Source organism: Ruegeria alba, from assembly GCF_022321465.1.
GTDB lineage: Bacteria > Pseudomonadota > Alphaproteobacteria > Rhodobacterales > Rhodobacteraceae > Ruegeria_B > Ruegeria_B alba.
In genome coordinates this window covers 1-15,153 of the sequence record NZ_JAKOEM010000008.1, presented here as the reverse complement: position 1 = coordinate 15,153, position 15,153 = coordinate 1, and the positions used below count along the sequence as shown (strand labels likewise).

Here is a 15,153-nt window from a genome sequence, read left to right as displayed (position 1 = left end):
CCGATCCAGAGGTGGTTCAGACCCGCCTGCCGCCGATCCAGACCTCGGCGATGGCACGGTCGTCTCCCATCATGATGGTCGGGAACAGCGCTTCCCACAGGTCGTCCGCCACCGCGCTGCGCTGGGCGATGGCGGGGGTCGAGGCGAGGTCTAGCACCACCAGATCGGCCTCCATCCCCGCCGCGACATTGCCGATCTGGTGATCCATCCGCAGCGCCCGGGCCGAGCCCTGGGTGGCCAACCACAAGAGCTGTGCCGCGTGCAGCGGCACGCCGCGCAGCTGGCCGATCTCATAGGCCGCCGCCATGGTGCGCAGCATGGAAAAGCTGGACCCGCCGCCGGTATCGGTGGCCAGCCCGATCCGCTGCCCCTCAGCCATCAGCCCGGCCATGTCAAAGAGGCCCGAGCCGATGAAGGTGTTGGAGGTCGGGCAATGGATCAGCCCAGCGCCATGTTCGCGCAGCCGGTCACGCTCGCGCTGCTCCAGGTGGATGGCATGGCCATAGAGCCCGCGCCCGCCCAGGAGCCCGTGCTGCTCGTACGTGTCCAGATAGTCCCGCGCCTCGGGGTAGAGCCCCTTGACCCATTCGATCTCGTCGGTCTGCTCGCTCAGATGGGTCTGCATCAGGCAATCGGGATGCTCGGCCCAGAGCGCACCCATCGCGTCGAGCTGTTCCGGTGTGGAAGTCGGCGAAAACCGGGGCGTGATTGCGTAGGAGATCCGATCGACCCCGTGCCACTTCTGCAAAAGCGCCCTGGACTGGTCATAGGCGCTCTGCGCCGTGTCGCGCAGGAATTCGGGGGCGTTGCGGTCCATGCAGGTCTTGCCCGCGATCACCCTTTGCCCGCGCGCCTGCGCCTCGGTAAAGAAGGCCTCCACGCTCTCGGGGTGGATGGTGCAGAAGCTGCACATGGTGGTGGTGCCATGCGCCGCCGTCAGGTCGAGATAGCGCGCGGCGATCTCGGAGGCATAGGCCGGATCGGCGAACTTGCGCTCCTCGGGAAAGGTATAGGTGTTGAGCCAGTCGATCAGGCGCTTGCCCCAACTCGCGATCATCACGGTCTGGGGATAATGCACATGCGCATCCACGAATCCGGCCAGGACGACACGCGACCCGTGGTCGATCTCACGCGCCCCCGGTGCCGCTCTGCGCATCGCCTCCAGCGTGCCGACGGACGCGATATGCGAGCCGTCGATCAGAACCGCCTCGTCAACCCGCACCGCATCCGCGGGCGTGTCTTCGAACGGGGAGCGGGCAAAGGACAGGACTTGTCCCCTGAGGATCGTCTTGCCGGTCATGGTCCGCATCTCCTTCGCTCGGTACAAAACGGACGCTACCCTAGAACATTCGCGCCGCGGCGGTAAATTGTGGCATTGTCATTGTTTTCTGATAGCTGCTTCTTCAAATTTGCTGCCAATTGGCATAGGGCGTAGCCATGACACCAGGTATCGACACACCCGATCTTGAAAAGCCCCGTGAAGAGGATGCTTATGAGATCGACCTCGATCTCGTGGCCGAGATTCTCGATGCGGTCGAAGAAGAAAATCGAGATCGCCTGATCGAGTTGATGGAGCCGCTGCATGCGGCCGACATCGCCGATCTGCTCGAGCAGATCAATAGCTTCGACCGGGCTCAGCTGATCCGGCTTTACGACCGCGAGTTCGATGGCGAGATCCTGTCGGAACTCGACGAGGGCATCCGCGAAGAAGTGGTTCGCCTGCTCAACCCCGACGTTCTGGCCGAGGCGGTGCGTGAGCTTGACAGCGACGATGTGGTCGACCTGCTCGAAGACCTCGAAGAAAGCGACCATGAAACCATCCTCGACGCGCTCGAGGATGCCGACCGGGTCGCGGTTGAACAGGCGCTGGCTTATCCCGAGGGCTCTGCCGGGCGTCTGATGCAGCGCGAGGTGGTGATGGCCCCCGAACATTGGTCGGTGGGCGAGGTCATCGACTTCATGCGGGGTTCGGACGACTTGCCAGACCAGTTCTATCACGTGGTCCTGGTCGACCCGCGCCTGCACCCGGTGGGCAATGTGACGCTGGGCCGGATCATGTCGGCCCGGCGCGAGGTGCCGCTGAGCACGTTGGCCGAAGAGACCTTCCAGATCATCCCCGCCGATCAGGACGAAGAGGATGTGGCCTATGCGTTCAACCAGTATCACCTGATTTCGGCCCCGGTGGTGGATGCCGAGGGGCGGCTGGTGGGGGTGATTACCATCGATGACGCCATGATCGTGCTGGACGAAGAGCACGAAGAGGACATCCTGCGCCTGGCCGGTGTCGGCGAAAGCAGCCTGTCGGATACCGTGCTGGAAACCACCAGACAGCGCCTGCCCTGGCTGGCGGTGAACCTGGCGACAGCCATCCTGGCCTCGCTGGTGATTTCGATCTTCGAAAGCACGATCGCCAACGTGGTGGCGCTGGCCGTGCTGATGCCGATCGTCGCCTCGATGGGTGGCAATGCCGGCACCCAGAGCCTGACGGTGGCGGTGCGCGCGCTGGCCACCCGTGACCTGACCGGGTCCAACCTGGGCCGGGTGCTGCGGCGCGAGGTTTTGGTGGGGCTGGTCAATGGCGCGGTCTTTGCGGTGGTAATGGGGATCGTGGGCCATGTCTGGTTCGGCCTGCCACTGCTGGGCCCGGTGATCGCTGCCGCAATGGTGGTCAATCTGGTCGTGGCCGGGCTTGCCGGGGCCGGTATTCCGGTGCTTCTTGAAAAGGTCGGGATCGACCCGGCGCTGGCCTCGGGCACATTCGTGACCACGGTGACGGATGTTGTCGGGTTTTTTGCCTTTCTGGGGCTGGCTTCCGTCTTTCTGCTCTAGGAGGGGTCATGGACGACCTGACCGCGATCAAGGCTGCCGCGCGCAAGGCCGCCTTTGCCCGCCGCAAGGTGGCATTCGATACCCGTCCGGCGGGGGCGGCCGGACGCCTGTCCGAGGTTCTGGCCGGTTATCGCGGCGTGCCTCTGTCGGGCTATATGCCGATCCGGACCGAGATCGACCCGCTGCCCGCCATGGCCGAGGCGGCGGCCCACGGTCCCGTGGGCGTTCCTGTCATTCAGGGCGCGGGTCTGCCCCTGCGCTTCTCCCGCTGGGATCCGGACGGTCTGCTGCGCGAGGGCCCGTTTGGCGCCATGGTGCCCGAAACGGATGACTGGATGGAGCCCGAAATCCTGATCGTGCCACTGGTCGCCTTTGACGCTCGGGGCGGGCGGCTGGGTTACGGCGGCGGCTTTTATGACCGTACGCTTGAGGGGCTGCGCGCCAAACGCGCCACGCTCGCCATCGGTTTCGCCTTCGACGCGCAAGAGGCCGAGGCGCTGCCGCTGGAACCCACAGACCAGCCGCTCGACATGGTGGTTACCGAAAGCCGCGTGCTGAGCTTCTGATCTTTTGCGAGGCTCTGCCTCGCGCTCCGGAGTATTTCGGACCAGAAAGAAGCCCGGTCCGCGCCGCTCTTCATTTCGCTGCAAATACTCCGGGGGAGACGCCGCAGGCGTCGGGGGCAGCGCCGCCTGCATTTTCCGGCTTGCCCTGAACCGCACCGCCTCATAGGACCGGGGACATGAAGATACTTTTTCTTGGCGATGTGATGGGCCGCGCGGGGCGCAAGGCCGTGTGCGAACACCTGCCGCGATTGCGGGCAGAGTGGAAGCTGGATTTCGTGGTGGTCAATGGCGAGAACGCCTCGAATGGCATGGGCTTGTCGGGCGAGCATGCCAAGGCGCTGCTGGATGCGGGCGCCGATTGCCTGACGCTGGGCGATCATGCCTTCGACCAGAAGGACATGCTGCAATATATCGAGACCGAACCGCGCATCATCCGGCCGATCAACTATGCCAAGGGCGCGCCGGGGCGCGGTCATCGGCTGTTCACCGCGCCGGGCGGGCGCAAGGTGCTGGTGGCGCAGGTGCTGGGCCAGGTGTTCATGAAACGCCCCTATGACGATCCGTTCTCGGCCATCGAGCCGGTGCTGAAATCGCATCCGCGCGGCGGTCTGGCCGATGCGGTTATCGTCGACATGCATTGCGAGGCGACCTCGGAAAAGATGGCGATGGGCCATTACTGCGACGGGCGCGCCAGCCTGGTGGTGGGCACCCACACCCATGTGCCGACGGCCGATGCGATGGTGATGCCCGGTGGCACCGCCTATCTGAGCGATGCGGGCATGTGCGGCGACTATCATTCGGTGATCGGCATGGACAAGGCCGAACCTATGCGCCGGTTCATCACCGGTATGGCGAAGTCTCGGTTCACCCCGGCGCTGGGCGAGGCGACGGTCTCGGGCGTCTATGTCGAGACCGCACCGCAAGGGGGCGCCGCCACCCGCATCGCCATGGTCCGCGTCGGCGGGCAGTTGCAGCAATCGAGCCCGTGATCGTCCATCCACGGGGGTGTACGCGCGGGCTTGCCCAAGGCTTGCCGATACGGGAAGATGCCAGCCGGCACTGTCGCCAGGCGCATTCGGGCAAGACTGACAAGAGATGCAATTCCTCCACCTGACCGATACCGCCGGCGCGCTGGTCACGCTGGCCATCGTGCTGACGATGTTCCTGCTGTTCCTGCGCGAGAGCTATCCGACCGAGGTCGTGGCCATTCTGGGGGTCTCGGCGATGCTGGTCACCGGCGTTTTGCCCTATGACGCGGCGCTGCCGGTGCTGGCCAACCCGGCCCCATGGACCATCGCGGCCATGTTCATCATCATGGGCGCGCTGGTCAGGACCGGCGCGTTGGATGCCTTTACCTCGATCGCACAGCGGCAGGCACAGACCAATGCGCGCTTTGCCATCGGCATGTTGATGGCATTCGTGGTGATCGCCTCGGCCTTCGTGTCGAACACGCCGGTTGTGGTGGTGATGATCCCGGTCTTCGTGCAGATCGCGCGCACCCTGAATGTGGCGGCCTCGAAACTGCTCATTCCGCTCAGCTATGCGGCGATCCTGGGGGGCACGCTGACGCTGATCGGAACCTCGACCAACCTGCTGGTCGACGGGGTCGCGCGCGCCCAGGGCATGGCGGCGTTCAGCATCTTCGAAGTGACGCCGCTGGGCATCGCGGTGGTGGCCTGGGGCATGATCTATCTGCGTTTCGTCGCCCCCCGCCTGCTGCCCGAACGTGACAGCATGGCGACCCTGCTCAGCGACCGGTCGAAGATGAAGTTCTTTACCGAGGCGGTGATTCCGCCCGAAAGCAACCTGATCGGGCGCGAGGTGACCGGAGTGCAGCTGTTCAAGCGGCCCGGCGTGCGGCTCATTGACGTGATCCGGGGCGACCTGTCGCTGCGCCGCAACCTCAAGGGGGTCGAGTTGCAGGTGGGCGACCGGGTGGTGCTGCGCACCCAGATGACCGAACTTCTGAGCCTGCAACGCAACAAGGAGCTGAAGCGGGTCGATCAGGTTTCGGCGGTCGAGACATCAACGGTCGAGGTGCTGATCACCCCCGGCTGCCGCATGGTCGGCCGTTCACTGGGCGATCTGCGCTTGCGGCGGCGCTACGGGGTCTATGTGCTTGCCGTACATCGGCGCAACCAGAATATCGGCCGCCAATTGGATCAGCTGGTGGTGAAGGTGGGCGATACGCTGCTTTTGGAGGGGGCACCCGCCGATATTCAACGGCTGGCCGCCGATATGGAGATGGTCGATGTCTCGCACCCGTCGGTGCGGGCCTATCGGCGCGGCCATGCGCCCATCGCCGTTGCGGCGCTGGTGGGGATCGTGGCACTGGCCGGTTTCGGGGTGGCACCGATTCTCATGTTGTCGGTGCTGGCCGTGGCTCTGGTGCTGGGCAGTCGTTGCATCGATGCGGATGAGGCGTTCTCTTTTGTCGATGGGCGGCTCTTGGCGCTGATCTTTGCCATGCTGGCCATTGGTGCCGCCTTGGAAAGCTCGGGCGCGGTGCGGCTGATTGTCGAGGCGATTGCGCCTGGGTTGAGCAGCCTGCCGCCGTTCCTGGTGATCTGGGCGATCTATCTGTTGACCTCGGTGCTGACAGAGCTGGTGTCGAACAATGCGGTGGCGGTGGTGGTGACCCCGATCGCCATCGGTCTTGCCCAGGCGATGGGGATCGACCCGCGTCCTTTGGTGGTGGCGGTTATGATCGCGGCCTCGGCCTCGTTTGCGACGCCCATTGGCTATCAGACCAACATGCTGGTCTATGGGCCGGGGGGCTACCGGTTCACCGATTTCATGCGGGTGGGCATTCCGCTGAACCTGAGCATGGGGATCCTGGTATCGGCGTTGATCCCGTTGATCTGGCCATTGTGAGGGCCGCGGTGGCGGACCGGGGCGCTGCCCCGGACCCCGAGGTATTTTCAAACAGAAGAAGCAGCGGGTTGACAGTGGCCTTTGTGGACTGTTGCCTTGGTGGAAACGTATCTTTCTTCCGGAGAAGGGGGCAGTCATGAGGATTTTACCGGGAATTGCGGCACTTTGTCTGGCCTGGGCCGCCGAGGCGGGCACCGTTTCGGGCAGCGCCGCATATCGGGAGCGGATCGCGCTGCCGCCAGATGCGGTGTTGCAGGTGGAACTGCGCGATATTTCGCGCCAGGACGTGGCGGCGCCGCTCTTGTCGGCGCGGCGCTATGCGATGACCCGGGTGCCGATGGATTTCAGCCTTGAGTATGACGATGCATTGATCGATCCGGCGCGGCGCTATGCGGTAACGGCGCGGATATTGCAGGATGAGAGGCTGCTCTTTATCACCGATACGGTGGCGCCGGTCCTTACCGGTGAGGCGGGAAACACGGTTGACCTGATGATGGTTCGGGTCTCTGATGCAGCTTCGGTGCTGGTGGGCCGCGACTGGGCGTTGCGCGAGATCGAAGGCGTTGGGACCGAGGGGCCGGGCGCGCCATCGATCGCGTTTGAACACGGCGGGCGGTTCTCGGGCCGGGGCGGGTGCAACAGGTTCCAGGGCCAGGCAGAGATCGGGGCCACGAACATGCGCTTTCCCGACAATATCGGCATGACCATGATGGCCTGTTCCCAAGAGGCCGAGGCGCTGGACCGGAGCTATCTGGCGGCATTGGCCAAAGTCGTCGCCTATGCGGTCGAGGGTGATGCACTGACCTTGGCCGGTGTGGATGGGCGCGTCGTGTTGCGCTTTGTTGCCGCGCGGTGACCGTTTGGCCGTGGTCTGGTGCTGCGGGTCAGGTGGCGCCATAAGGGAGGCCGCATGACAAGGCAGGATATTCGTGTCGCGCTGACGATCGTCGCGCTGGTGCTTGGGCTTGGCTGGGCGATCGGGTACGGGGTCGGCCTGATGACGCGCCCGGCCTCGGTGGTGCCCGAAAATCCGCCCTCCGAGGCCCTCAAGTCCCCGGCGCGCAAGGCGCCGCGTGCCGCGAGCACGGAGGGGAACATCCGGTATCCCGACTACGAGGATGTCTATGTCAACGACTATGCCGACCTGCTGGACCCCGCCGCCGAGGAGCGGGTGCGCGACAGGCTGATCGCGCTTTATGACCACAGCGGCGTCGAGATGACGGTGCTGACCATCGACAATATGGGCATGTACGGTCACGGCGGCCCCATCGAACCGTTTGCCACCGGCCTGTTCAACAGCTGGGGCATCGGTAACGCCGAGCGCAACGATGGCGTCCTGGTGCTGGTCTCGCGTTATGACCGCAAGATGCGGATCGAGATCGGTGCGGGCTATGACCGCTCCTGGGATAGCCGGATGCAACGGGTGATCGACGTTGGTTTTCTGCCCTATTTCCGCCGCGACGAGTATCAGCTGGGGATCGAGGCCGGAGTGGATGAGACCATTCGCGAGTTGACCGGCGCCTATCCCGGTGACTGGGACATGGGCACCGCGCAACGCGGCTGGAGCTGGCTGGCCCGCGCGGTGGACCGGGTGGGAGAATGGGTATTGTCGCTCTTGCTGGTGCCGCTGGGCGGCGTCGCGCTGTGGGTCAGGCGTTATCTGCGCAACCGGGACAGGCCCTGCGTCCAATGCCGCACGCCGATGCTGCGGGCGGGCGAAGAGGCGGATGACGAACATCTCGATGGCGGTCAGCGGCTGGAGGAATACCTGAAATCGGTCGATTACGATGTCTGGCACTGCCCGGATTGCGGCCATATCGACATCCACCGCTACAAGAGCTGGTTTTCCGGCTATGGTGCCTGCCCGCAATGCAACTATCGCACCTTGTCCACCACCTCGACCGTGCTGAGTGCTGCGACCAAGAGTCGGTCCGGTCGCAAGCGCGTCGACTATGATTGTGCCCATTGCGGCCATCACGACAGCGAGATCCGCACCATTCCCAAGATCAGCGACAGCAATAGCAGCGGCTCGGGGCGGTCATCCTTTGGCGGGGGCTCGTCCTCGGGCGGGGGCGCCTCGGGCAGCTGGTAGGCGCTCTGGTCTCACCCCGGTGGCTCTGCTAACAGGGGCAGGAGTTTCAGCGTTGCAAAGGGCAGGACCATGGGTATCACACGCATTCATACCGGTGAGCGGATGAGCAAGATCGTCAAGCATAACGGCGTCGCCTATCTGTGCGGCCAGGTCGGCAGCGGCGACAGCGTGGCCGAGCAGACCCGCGATTGTCTGGCGCGCGTCGACGCGCTGCTGGCCGAGGCCGGGTCGGACAACACCCGCATCCTTCAGGCCATCGTCTGGCTCGCCGACATGGCCGATTTCGCCGAGATGAACGCGGTCTGGGATGCCTGGGTTCCCGCGGGTCACGCGCCTGCGCGCGCCTGCGGCGAGGCGCGTCTGGCGCGCGATACGCTCAAGGTCGAGATCATCGTGACCGCCGCCTGCGACTGAGGCGCTCAGATCAGATAGCGCTGTTTGCGGGTCTGGCTGGGCCCTTCGCCGAACCGGGCGGCATATTGGGCCGAGAACCGGCCCAGATGGCTGAACCCGGCCGCCCCCGCGATCGAGGCGATGGTGACCTGCGGCGGGCTTTCACACAGCAGATAGCGGGCATAGTTCAGCCGCAGCACCCTCAGATAGGCCAGCGGCGTCATCTCGAGCAACTGGTTGAACCCCAGTTGCAGGTTGCGCGGCGAGGTGCCGGCGGCGGTGGCGATCTGGCTCAGGGTCAGCGGCTCGGCCAGATGTGCCTGCATGAAGTCGCGTGCCCGGCGCACATGGGGTGACAGCGGCCCGGTTTCGGGCCGCTCTAGCAGCGGCGCGATGGACGAGGGCTGCGCCCTGAGGAACCCCGCGATCAATTCGTCCTCGACCAGGGCGCGGCTGAGCGCCTGTTCGGGATCGAGCAGCGCGCCATGATCCACCGCCGACACCGCCCGCCGGAACAGCGCAAGCCAGCGCTGCATCTCGGGGCGGGCGCGGTCGATCTGCGGGTCGAAACGGACCGGGGATTGCAGGGCGGTGCCGGTCAGGGTCTCGGCCACGGCGGTCAGCCTGTTGCGGTCGATCTGTAGCAGCACCTGTTCGCAGCCGCCCAGCCAGCGCATCCGCGTATGGCGGTCGGGGTTCAGAACCGAGGCGGCGGCGCTGCCGGTCTCGACCTCGGTCCTGCCGTTACGGATCAGGGCCTGCCCCCGGATCGGCACCTGGATCAGGTAAAAGGACCCCAGCTCTCCGGGTTCGATTTCCACATCGGCGCCATAGCGGATGTAGTTGTAGAAGAGCCCGTTGCCGCCCGCCCGATGCTGGCAGGCGTCAAAGGCATCCTCGCGCGCCTGCCGCTCCAGCCGGTGACCGCAGAAATTGCGTGCGACCAGCGCCCGTGCCTCGTCCAGATCCGGTGTTCGGAACTGGCGGAACCGCGACAGGGGGGGGATATCGGGCTTGTTCTGCATGGGGTCAGCATGCGGCCCCGCGCCCTGATCACAAAGCAATTCCTGCATCCGGACCGCAAAGATGAGGCGAAAATTTCGCTTTTCGGATATTCGCGCCGCACGCGCCTTCCTAGGCTTGCGGGATAATTACCCAACAGGAGGAGGAACGAAATGCAGATGGACGCGGGAATCACCGCCACCGATGCCGGTCTCGAGGGGCTGGCCTGGAACGTGGTCGGGCAGGTCTATACCCCGAAACTGCACAGCGACAACGTGTTCATGTGGCATGCCGAAGTGCCTGCCGACACCTTTGTGCCGCCGCATGTGCACCCGACCCAGGATGAATGGATCCTGGTGCTGAGTGGCAATCTCGAGGTGGATTTCGGGTTCGAGACCGGTAACGTGACCGCCAACAAGGCGGAGCCAGGCGATGTGGTCCGGATGCCCAAGGGGGTGGCGCATGCGGTGTTCAACCGCTCGGGCGCGGGTGCGACCTGTGTCTTTGGGGTGGCGCCCTCGCGCAAGCTCTTCGATCTGTTCAAGGCGCTTGATGGCGTGACCGACCCGGCCGAGCTGGTGCGTATCTCGGCCCTGCACGAGGTCGATTTCCTGCCGCCGCCCGACGCCCAGTAAGGCGAGGGACATATCATGGTAAAACGCAAGAACGTCGCCGTCATCGGCGGCGGGGTGTCGGGTCTTGCCGCGGCAAAGGCCTTTGACGAGCGCGGGCACCGGGTCACCGGGTTCGAACGCAGCCACGATTTCGGCGGCGTGTGGGAGTTGTCGCGCTCGTACCCCGACGTACAGACGCAAAGCCCCAAGGATCTGTATTGCTATACTGATCTGCCGATGCCCGATGATTACCCCGAATGGCCCAAGGGGCCGCAGGTGCATGCCTATCTGCATTCCTATGCCGACAAGCACAATCTGCCGCGGCTGTTTCAGCTCAACACAAATATCCTGTCGATGGATCGGCGCGCCGACGGGCAACCCGGCTGGACCCTGACGATCGAGGCGGCAGGCCGCGTGCGCAAGGAAGATTTCGATTTCGTGGCCATCTGCACCGGCCAGTTTTCCGACAAGAACATCCTGACCCATCCCGGGCAGGAGGCCTTTGTTGCCGGCGGCGGCGAGGTGATCCACTCGTCGGAATATACCGACAGCGCAATGGCGCGCGGCAAACATGTGGTGGTGCTGGGCGGTTCGAAATCGGCCACCGACATCGTGGTGAACGCGGCCCGCAACGGCGCGAAATCGGTCACCATGGTCTATCGCGAGAATGTCTGGCGGGTGCCTTATTTCGTGGGCGGCATCAACTTCAAGCGGCTGCTCTACATGCGCGCTCAGGAACAGCAGTTCAACCAATGGGGCAAATCCCCGTTGCAACGGGTGATCGCCGCGCTGCTGAAACCGCTGGTCTGGGCCAATTTCCGGGGGCTCGAAACCCTGCTCAAGGCGCAACTGGGCCTGAAGAAATGGAACATGGTGCCCGACACCCCGATCGAGAAGGAGGCCTCGTGCTCTCTGCCGATCGTGACGCCGGGCCTGTTCGAAAGCTTCCGGGACGGAACCGTCAAGCCCATCCAGGGCACCTATGACCGTTACGAGGATGGCCATGTGGTGCTGACCACCGGCGACCGGGTGCCTTGCGACCTGTCGGTGCTGGCGGTGGGCTGGAAACTGGGCATTCCCTATCTGGCGCAGGACTACCGCGACAAGCTGATCGAGGCGGATGGCCAGTACAGGGTGTACCGCCTGGCGGTGAATCCGGACCTGCCCGATATGGGCTTTGTCGGTTTCAACTCGTCCTTCTGCACCATCCTGTCGGCCGAGATGATCGCCAACTGGCTGGTCCGCTTTGCCGATGGGCAATTGGCCCACCAGCCGAGCGCGCAGGAAATGAACGCCAATATCGAGATGATGCTGAACTGGAGACGCAAGGAACGCCCCGCCGCCCAGGTCTATGGCGGGCTGTGCTCTGCGCCGTTCCACTTCAAGCATTTCGACGAATTGCTGGCCGATATGGGGGCAGGGGTGCGCAAGCGCGCCAACCCGCTGGCCGAGCAATTCTCTTATCCCGATGCGCGGGCCTATGGTCGCTTCCTGGCCTCGACCCCGCAGTATCAGGCGGGCTGAAAGCCTTGCGCGGGCGGTGAGAGGCCGCCCGCGGAAAATCGTGTCTTACACTTTCCGAAACACGCATGTTAGCCTGCGCGAAACGAAACAGGAGACACGCAAGATGGTTTTGACGGTCAAGGACATGATGGCGGCGGCAAATGCGGCGGTGCCGCGTATCGACGGCGCCCGCGCCCAGCAACTGGTGGCCGAGGGCGCGCTGCTGCTCGACCTGCGCGACACGCCCGAGCTGGAACGCGCCGGCCGTGCCAGCGGGGCCCATCACATCCCGCGCGGCATGCTGGAATTCCGCGCTGATCCGGACACGCCGTTTCACGACCCGGAACTGCGCAAGGATCGGGTGATCGTGTTGCATTGCGCCTCGGGCGGGCGCGCGGCGCTGGCGGGTAAACTGCTCAAGGACATGGGTTATGACGAGGTCTACAATCTCGGCGGTCTTGCGGACTGGACCGGCGAGCGGATCGAACCGGTCGATCCCGGCATGTGATCCAGGTCAAAGTCAAACACATTCCGATAATTTTATATCATGGTTGGACGCGCAGCCATATCAGGAGGTCCGGCCATGATGCGCCTTGCTTCGATTCTTTACAGTCTGATCTCGACCGCGCTGGCAGGCACTGCGGTGATTGCGGTGCTCACGGCGGGCTTGGTTTCACTCAAGGCAATTCTGGCGGCGGCGGTGACAGGTTTTATCGTCGCGGCGCCAGTCAGTTGGATTTTGGCGCGGCGGCTCTACGAAGAAGAAGCCTAGAGTCCTGCCGGTCGGCCGGGGGCCAGCCCCCGGCCGACCGGAGTATTTTCGGCGAAATGAAGAAGATCGGGGCTTCTTTCTGGTCTGAAATACTCCCGCCGGAGGCGTCCCGGACGCACGGCAGGTGCAGAGTCAGAGGCTCAGGCATTCAGAAAGACACGCACCGCCGCTTCGAATTCGCGGGGTTTGTCGGCGTGTAACCAATGACCCGCGCCCGGTATCTTGGCAAAACGGGCGGCGGGGAACAGATCTCGGATCAGCGGGCGATGCTCGGCGCGCACATAATCCGATATGCTGCCGGTCAGGAACAGAGTCGGTCCGTCCCAATGTGCTGATATGTCGGGGAAGGACATGATCGCGGGCATGTTCGCTGCCAATCCGTCGAGATTCAACCGCCACCGCTTGCCGGGCAGATCAAGCGACTGGGTAAAGAAGCTTTGCAACGCTTTCTCGACCCCTTGCGCCGCCAGCATTTCTTCGGCATCCGAGCGGCGCTCGACCCGGCTCAGGTCGACGCCGCGCATCGCTGCGATGAAGGGCATTTGGCTGTGGGTATAAGTCACCGGGGCGATATCCGCGACCACCAGGCGGCGCAGCAGGTGCCCGTGGGTGAGCGCCAGCATCATCGCCGCCTTGCCCCCCATCGAATGGCCCAGCAAGTCGGCACGACCGCCATGGGCCTCGATCACCTCGGCCAGATCGGCGGCCATCGCGGGATAGTCGTGTGTCTCGGCCCAGGGGCTGTGACCGTGATTGCGCATGTCGACGGCGATCACCTGCCGTTCATCGGCAAGTCGCCGGGCGATCACCCCCCAGTTGCGGCCAGAGCCATAGAGCCCATGGGCGATGACAAGGGGTGGGGTGTCGGTCGGGGTGCCATGCAGGATCGTGGTCAGCATGCCGCCCTGATAACCTGACGCGATCGCCCCCGCCAGCCCCATTGAGCCTGCCCGGACCGCGCGATATGGTGCCCGCCGGGGGTATGACAGCCATGACCGATAGCGACCGGATCGAAGACCAGATTGCCGTGACCGTCGCGTTGCTGCGGACGCGGCTTGGGGTGCATGGAAAATCGCTCCGCCTCGCGCTCAGACGGGCCAAGCACCGACTGCCGCGTCGTATCTATCGCCGTGCGATGGAACTGGCCCGGGTCGAGCCGATGATGGCGCATCCGCGATTGCGGATGACGTTGAACGCCCCTTCGTTGAGTGCCGCCGCACGCGAGGTGCAGGCGCATCTGCGCGGCATCGACCTGGCCGACCGGCGCAAGGGCTGGTGGCTGGGTATGCTGGGGGCGCTGGTCTTCAACCTGCTGGTATTTGCCGCGTTGTTGCTGGCCTTCCTGGCCTGGCGCCGGCTGATCTGACGAGACAGCGCCGTGCGGAACGCACGGCGCCCGGCCCAACGCATCTTTGCGCCGCATCTTCGATGCGGTCACATGGGGCGGGAACGACCCTTGGCCGGAGCCTCCTCCAGCGCGTCGCGCATCACCAGCGTGACCGTGACGAAGCTGACATAGAGCAACAGATACCAGGATCCCATCTTGGCCAGCCGCACCATCTCTCCGGCGATCTGCCCGGAATAAAGCCAGGTGCGCGTGGCGGTGCCCACATTCTCGGCCAGCCACAGGAAGAACGAGCTGAAGAAGGCCGCCAGCGGCAGCGGCATCCAGTAGCGGTGATCGCCGATGCGAAAGGTGATCCGCGTCCGGGCATAGAGCGCGACCGTTGCGGCAAACAGGGCCAGCCGTAGGTCGAACAGGAAATGGTGAGCAAAGAAATTCACATAGATCGCAACCGCCAGCAGGACCGACAACCAGAAGGGCGGGTAGGGCGCAAACCGCATGTCGAACAGCCGGATGGCGCGCGCCATGTAGGACCCCACAGAGGCATACATGAAGCCCGAGAACAGCGGCACGTCCCAAAGCTTGATCAGGCCTGGGCCGGGATAGGTCCAACTGCCGGCCTGGACCTTGAAGATCTCCATCACGGTTCCGGTTAGGTGAAACAGCAGGATAACCCGGACCTCGCGCCAGCTTTCCAGTCCCAATGCCAGAAACAGCACCTGCAAGCCCAACGCATAGATCAAGAGCGCGTCATAGCGGGCGAGCGCCCAGTCCTGTTGCCAGATGCGGTCGCTGACCATCAGGCCGATCAGCAGCGATGCGCCGAACAGGGCGGCCCAGCCCTGTTTGAGAACGAACATGACGAATTCCGCCAGCACATGGGGCAGGAGGGCGCGCATCCAGTCGCCAAGCCGCCGTTCCAACTGGCGCGTCCGGTTGCCCCGTATCCTGGTCAAATGGTCTGCCCGAAAATGAAAACTGCCACCGGGATGACCGGTGGCAGTGATGATGTCAATCCGAAACGTTATTATTCATCAAAGGTTTGGATAGATCGGAAATCTGGCGCAGAGGTCTGCGACCTGGGCTTTGACCTTGTCCTCGACGGCGCCGTTGGCGTCTTCGCCATTGGCGGCCAGGCCATCGACCACCTCGATGATCCAGTC

The 15,153-nt window shown here is 64.3% G+C and carries 17 protein-coding genes; 13 read left to right on the top strand and 4 right to left on the bottom strand.

Annotated features, from left to right (window positions below; translation table 11 throughout):
* Positions 1-16 precede the first annotated feature (16 nt).
* On the bottom strand, positions 17-1,300 hold the full coding sequence (gene guaD, locus MB818_RS10775) for a guanine deaminase (protein ID WP_238905066.1): 1,284 nt from the start codon (positions 1,298-1,300) through the stop codon (positions 17-19).
* 137 nt (positions 1,301-1,437) lie between these two features.
* On the opposite strand from guaD, the gene mgtE reads away from it, so the two are divergent.
* The 7 genes from mgtE (at position 1,438) to MB818_RS10740 (ending at position 8,775) form a co-directional block, all read left to right on the top strand.
* Positions 1,438-2,829, top strand: a complete 1,392-nt coding sequence (mgtE, locus tag MB818_RS10770) for a magnesium transporter (protein ID WP_234139730.1) — start codon at positions 1,438-1,440, stop codon at positions 2,827-2,829.
* 8 nt (positions 2,830-2,837) lie between these two features.
* On the top strand, positions 2,838-3,395 hold the full coding sequence (locus tag MB818_RS10765) for a 5-formyltetrahydrofolate cyclo-ligase (RefSeq protein WP_234177744.1): 558 nt from the start codon (positions 2,838-2,840) through the stop codon (positions 3,393-3,395).
* A gap of 176 nt (positions 3,396-3,571) precedes the next feature.
* Positions 3,572-4,384, top strand: coding sequence for a TIGR00282 family metallophosphoesterase (locus MB818_RS10760; RefSeq protein WP_234139732.1), 813 nt, complete (start codon positions 3,572-3,574; stop codon positions 4,382-4,384).
* A 106-nt stretch (positions 4,385-4,490) separates the two neighbouring features.
* Complete coding sequence (locus MB818_RS10755) at positions 4,491-6,269, top strand: SLC13 family permease (protein WP_234184166.1); 1,779 nt, start codon at positions 4,491-4,493, stop codon at positions 6,267-6,269.
* 136 nt (positions 6,270-6,405) lie between these two features.
* The gene (locus tag MB818_RS10750) at positions 6,406-7,125 is read left to right on the top strand and encodes a YbaY family lipoprotein (RefSeq protein ID WP_234216787.1); all 720 of its coding nucleotides are present in this window, start codon (positions 6,406-6,408) and stop codon (positions 7,123-7,125) included.
* 54 nt (positions 7,126-7,179) lie between these two features.
* On the top strand, positions 7,180-8,361 hold the full coding sequence (locus tag MB818_RS10745) for a TPM domain-containing protein (RefSeq protein ID WP_238905064.1): 1,182 nt from the start codon (positions 7,180-7,182) through the stop codon (positions 8,359-8,361).
* Between the two features lie 69 nt (positions 8,362-8,430).
* Positions 8,431-8,775: a RidA family protein gene (locus MB818_RS10740; RefSeq protein WP_234139736.1), complete on the top strand. Its 345-nt coding sequence runs from the start codon at positions 8,431-8,433 to the stop codon at positions 8,773-8,775.
* A gap of 5 nt (positions 8,776-8,780) precedes the next feature.
* On the opposite strand, the gene MB818_RS10735 is transcribed toward MB818_RS10740, so the two are convergent.
* Complete coding sequence (locus MB818_RS10735) at positions 8,781-9,779, bottom strand: AraC-like ligand-binding domain-containing protein (protein WP_238905062.1); 999 nt, start codon at positions 9,777-9,779, stop codon at positions 8,781-8,783.
* 150 nt (positions 9,780-9,929) lie between these two features.
* Between MB818_RS10735 and MB818_RS10730 the strand changes: the two genes are divergently transcribed.
* From MB818_RS10730 to MB818_RS10715, 4 genes are all read left to right on the top strand, one after another.
* Entirely contained in the window at positions 9,930-10,391 is a 462-nt protein-coding gene (locus MB818_RS10730) for a cupin domain-containing protein (protein ID WP_238905060.1), read from the top strand.
* A gap of 15 nt (positions 10,392-10,406) precedes the next feature.
* Positions 10,407-11,894: a flavin-containing monooxygenase gene (locus tag MB818_RS10725; protein ID WP_234144772.1), complete on the top strand. Its 1,488-nt coding sequence runs from the start codon at positions 10,407-10,409 to the stop codon at positions 11,892-11,894.
* A gap of 103 nt (positions 11,895-11,997) precedes the next feature.
* Positions 11,998-12,381 carry a rhodanese-like domain-containing protein gene (locus MB818_RS10720; RefSeq protein WP_234139740.1) on the top strand — a complete coding sequence of 128 codons (384 nt, stop codon included), beginning with the start codon at positions 11,998-12,000 and terminating at the stop codon, positions 12,379-12,381.
* A gap of 75 nt (positions 12,382-12,456) precedes the next feature.
* Positions 12,457-12,645, top strand: coding sequence for a hypothetical protein (locus MB818_RS10715; protein WP_234139741.1), 189 nt, complete (start codon positions 12,457-12,459; stop codon positions 12,643-12,645).
* A 140-nt stretch (positions 12,646-12,785) separates the two neighbouring features.
* Here MB818_RS10715 and MB818_RS10710 read toward each other — a convergent pair whose 3' ends face one another.
* Positions 12,786-13,544 carry an alpha/beta fold hydrolase gene (locus MB818_RS10710; protein WP_234139742.1) on the bottom strand — a complete coding sequence of 253 codons (759 nt, stop codon included), beginning with the start codon at positions 13,542-13,544 and terminating at the stop codon, positions 12,786-12,788.
* Between the two features lie 83 nt (positions 13,545-13,627).
* Between MB818_RS10710 and MB818_RS10705 the strand changes: the two genes are divergently transcribed.
* Positions 13,628-14,011, top strand: coding sequence for a hypothetical protein (locus MB818_RS10705; protein WP_234139743.1), 384 nt, complete (start codon positions 13,628-13,630; stop codon positions 14,009-14,011).
* A 68-nt stretch (positions 14,012-14,079) separates the two neighbouring features.
* On the opposite strand, the gene MB818_RS10700 is transcribed toward MB818_RS10705, so the two are convergent.
* Complete coding sequence (locus MB818_RS10700; RefSeq protein ID WP_234139747.1) at positions 14,080-14,889, bottom strand: DUF817 domain-containing protein; 810 nt, start codon at positions 14,887-14,889, stop codon at positions 14,080-14,082.
* Between the two features lie 72 nt (positions 14,890-14,961).
* Here MB818_RS10700 and MB818_RS10695 point away from each other — a divergent pair.
* Positions 14,962-15,153 (top strand): hypothetical protein (locus MB818_RS10695; RefSeq protein WP_238905157.1); only part of this gene is annotated, 192 nt, incomplete at its 3' end.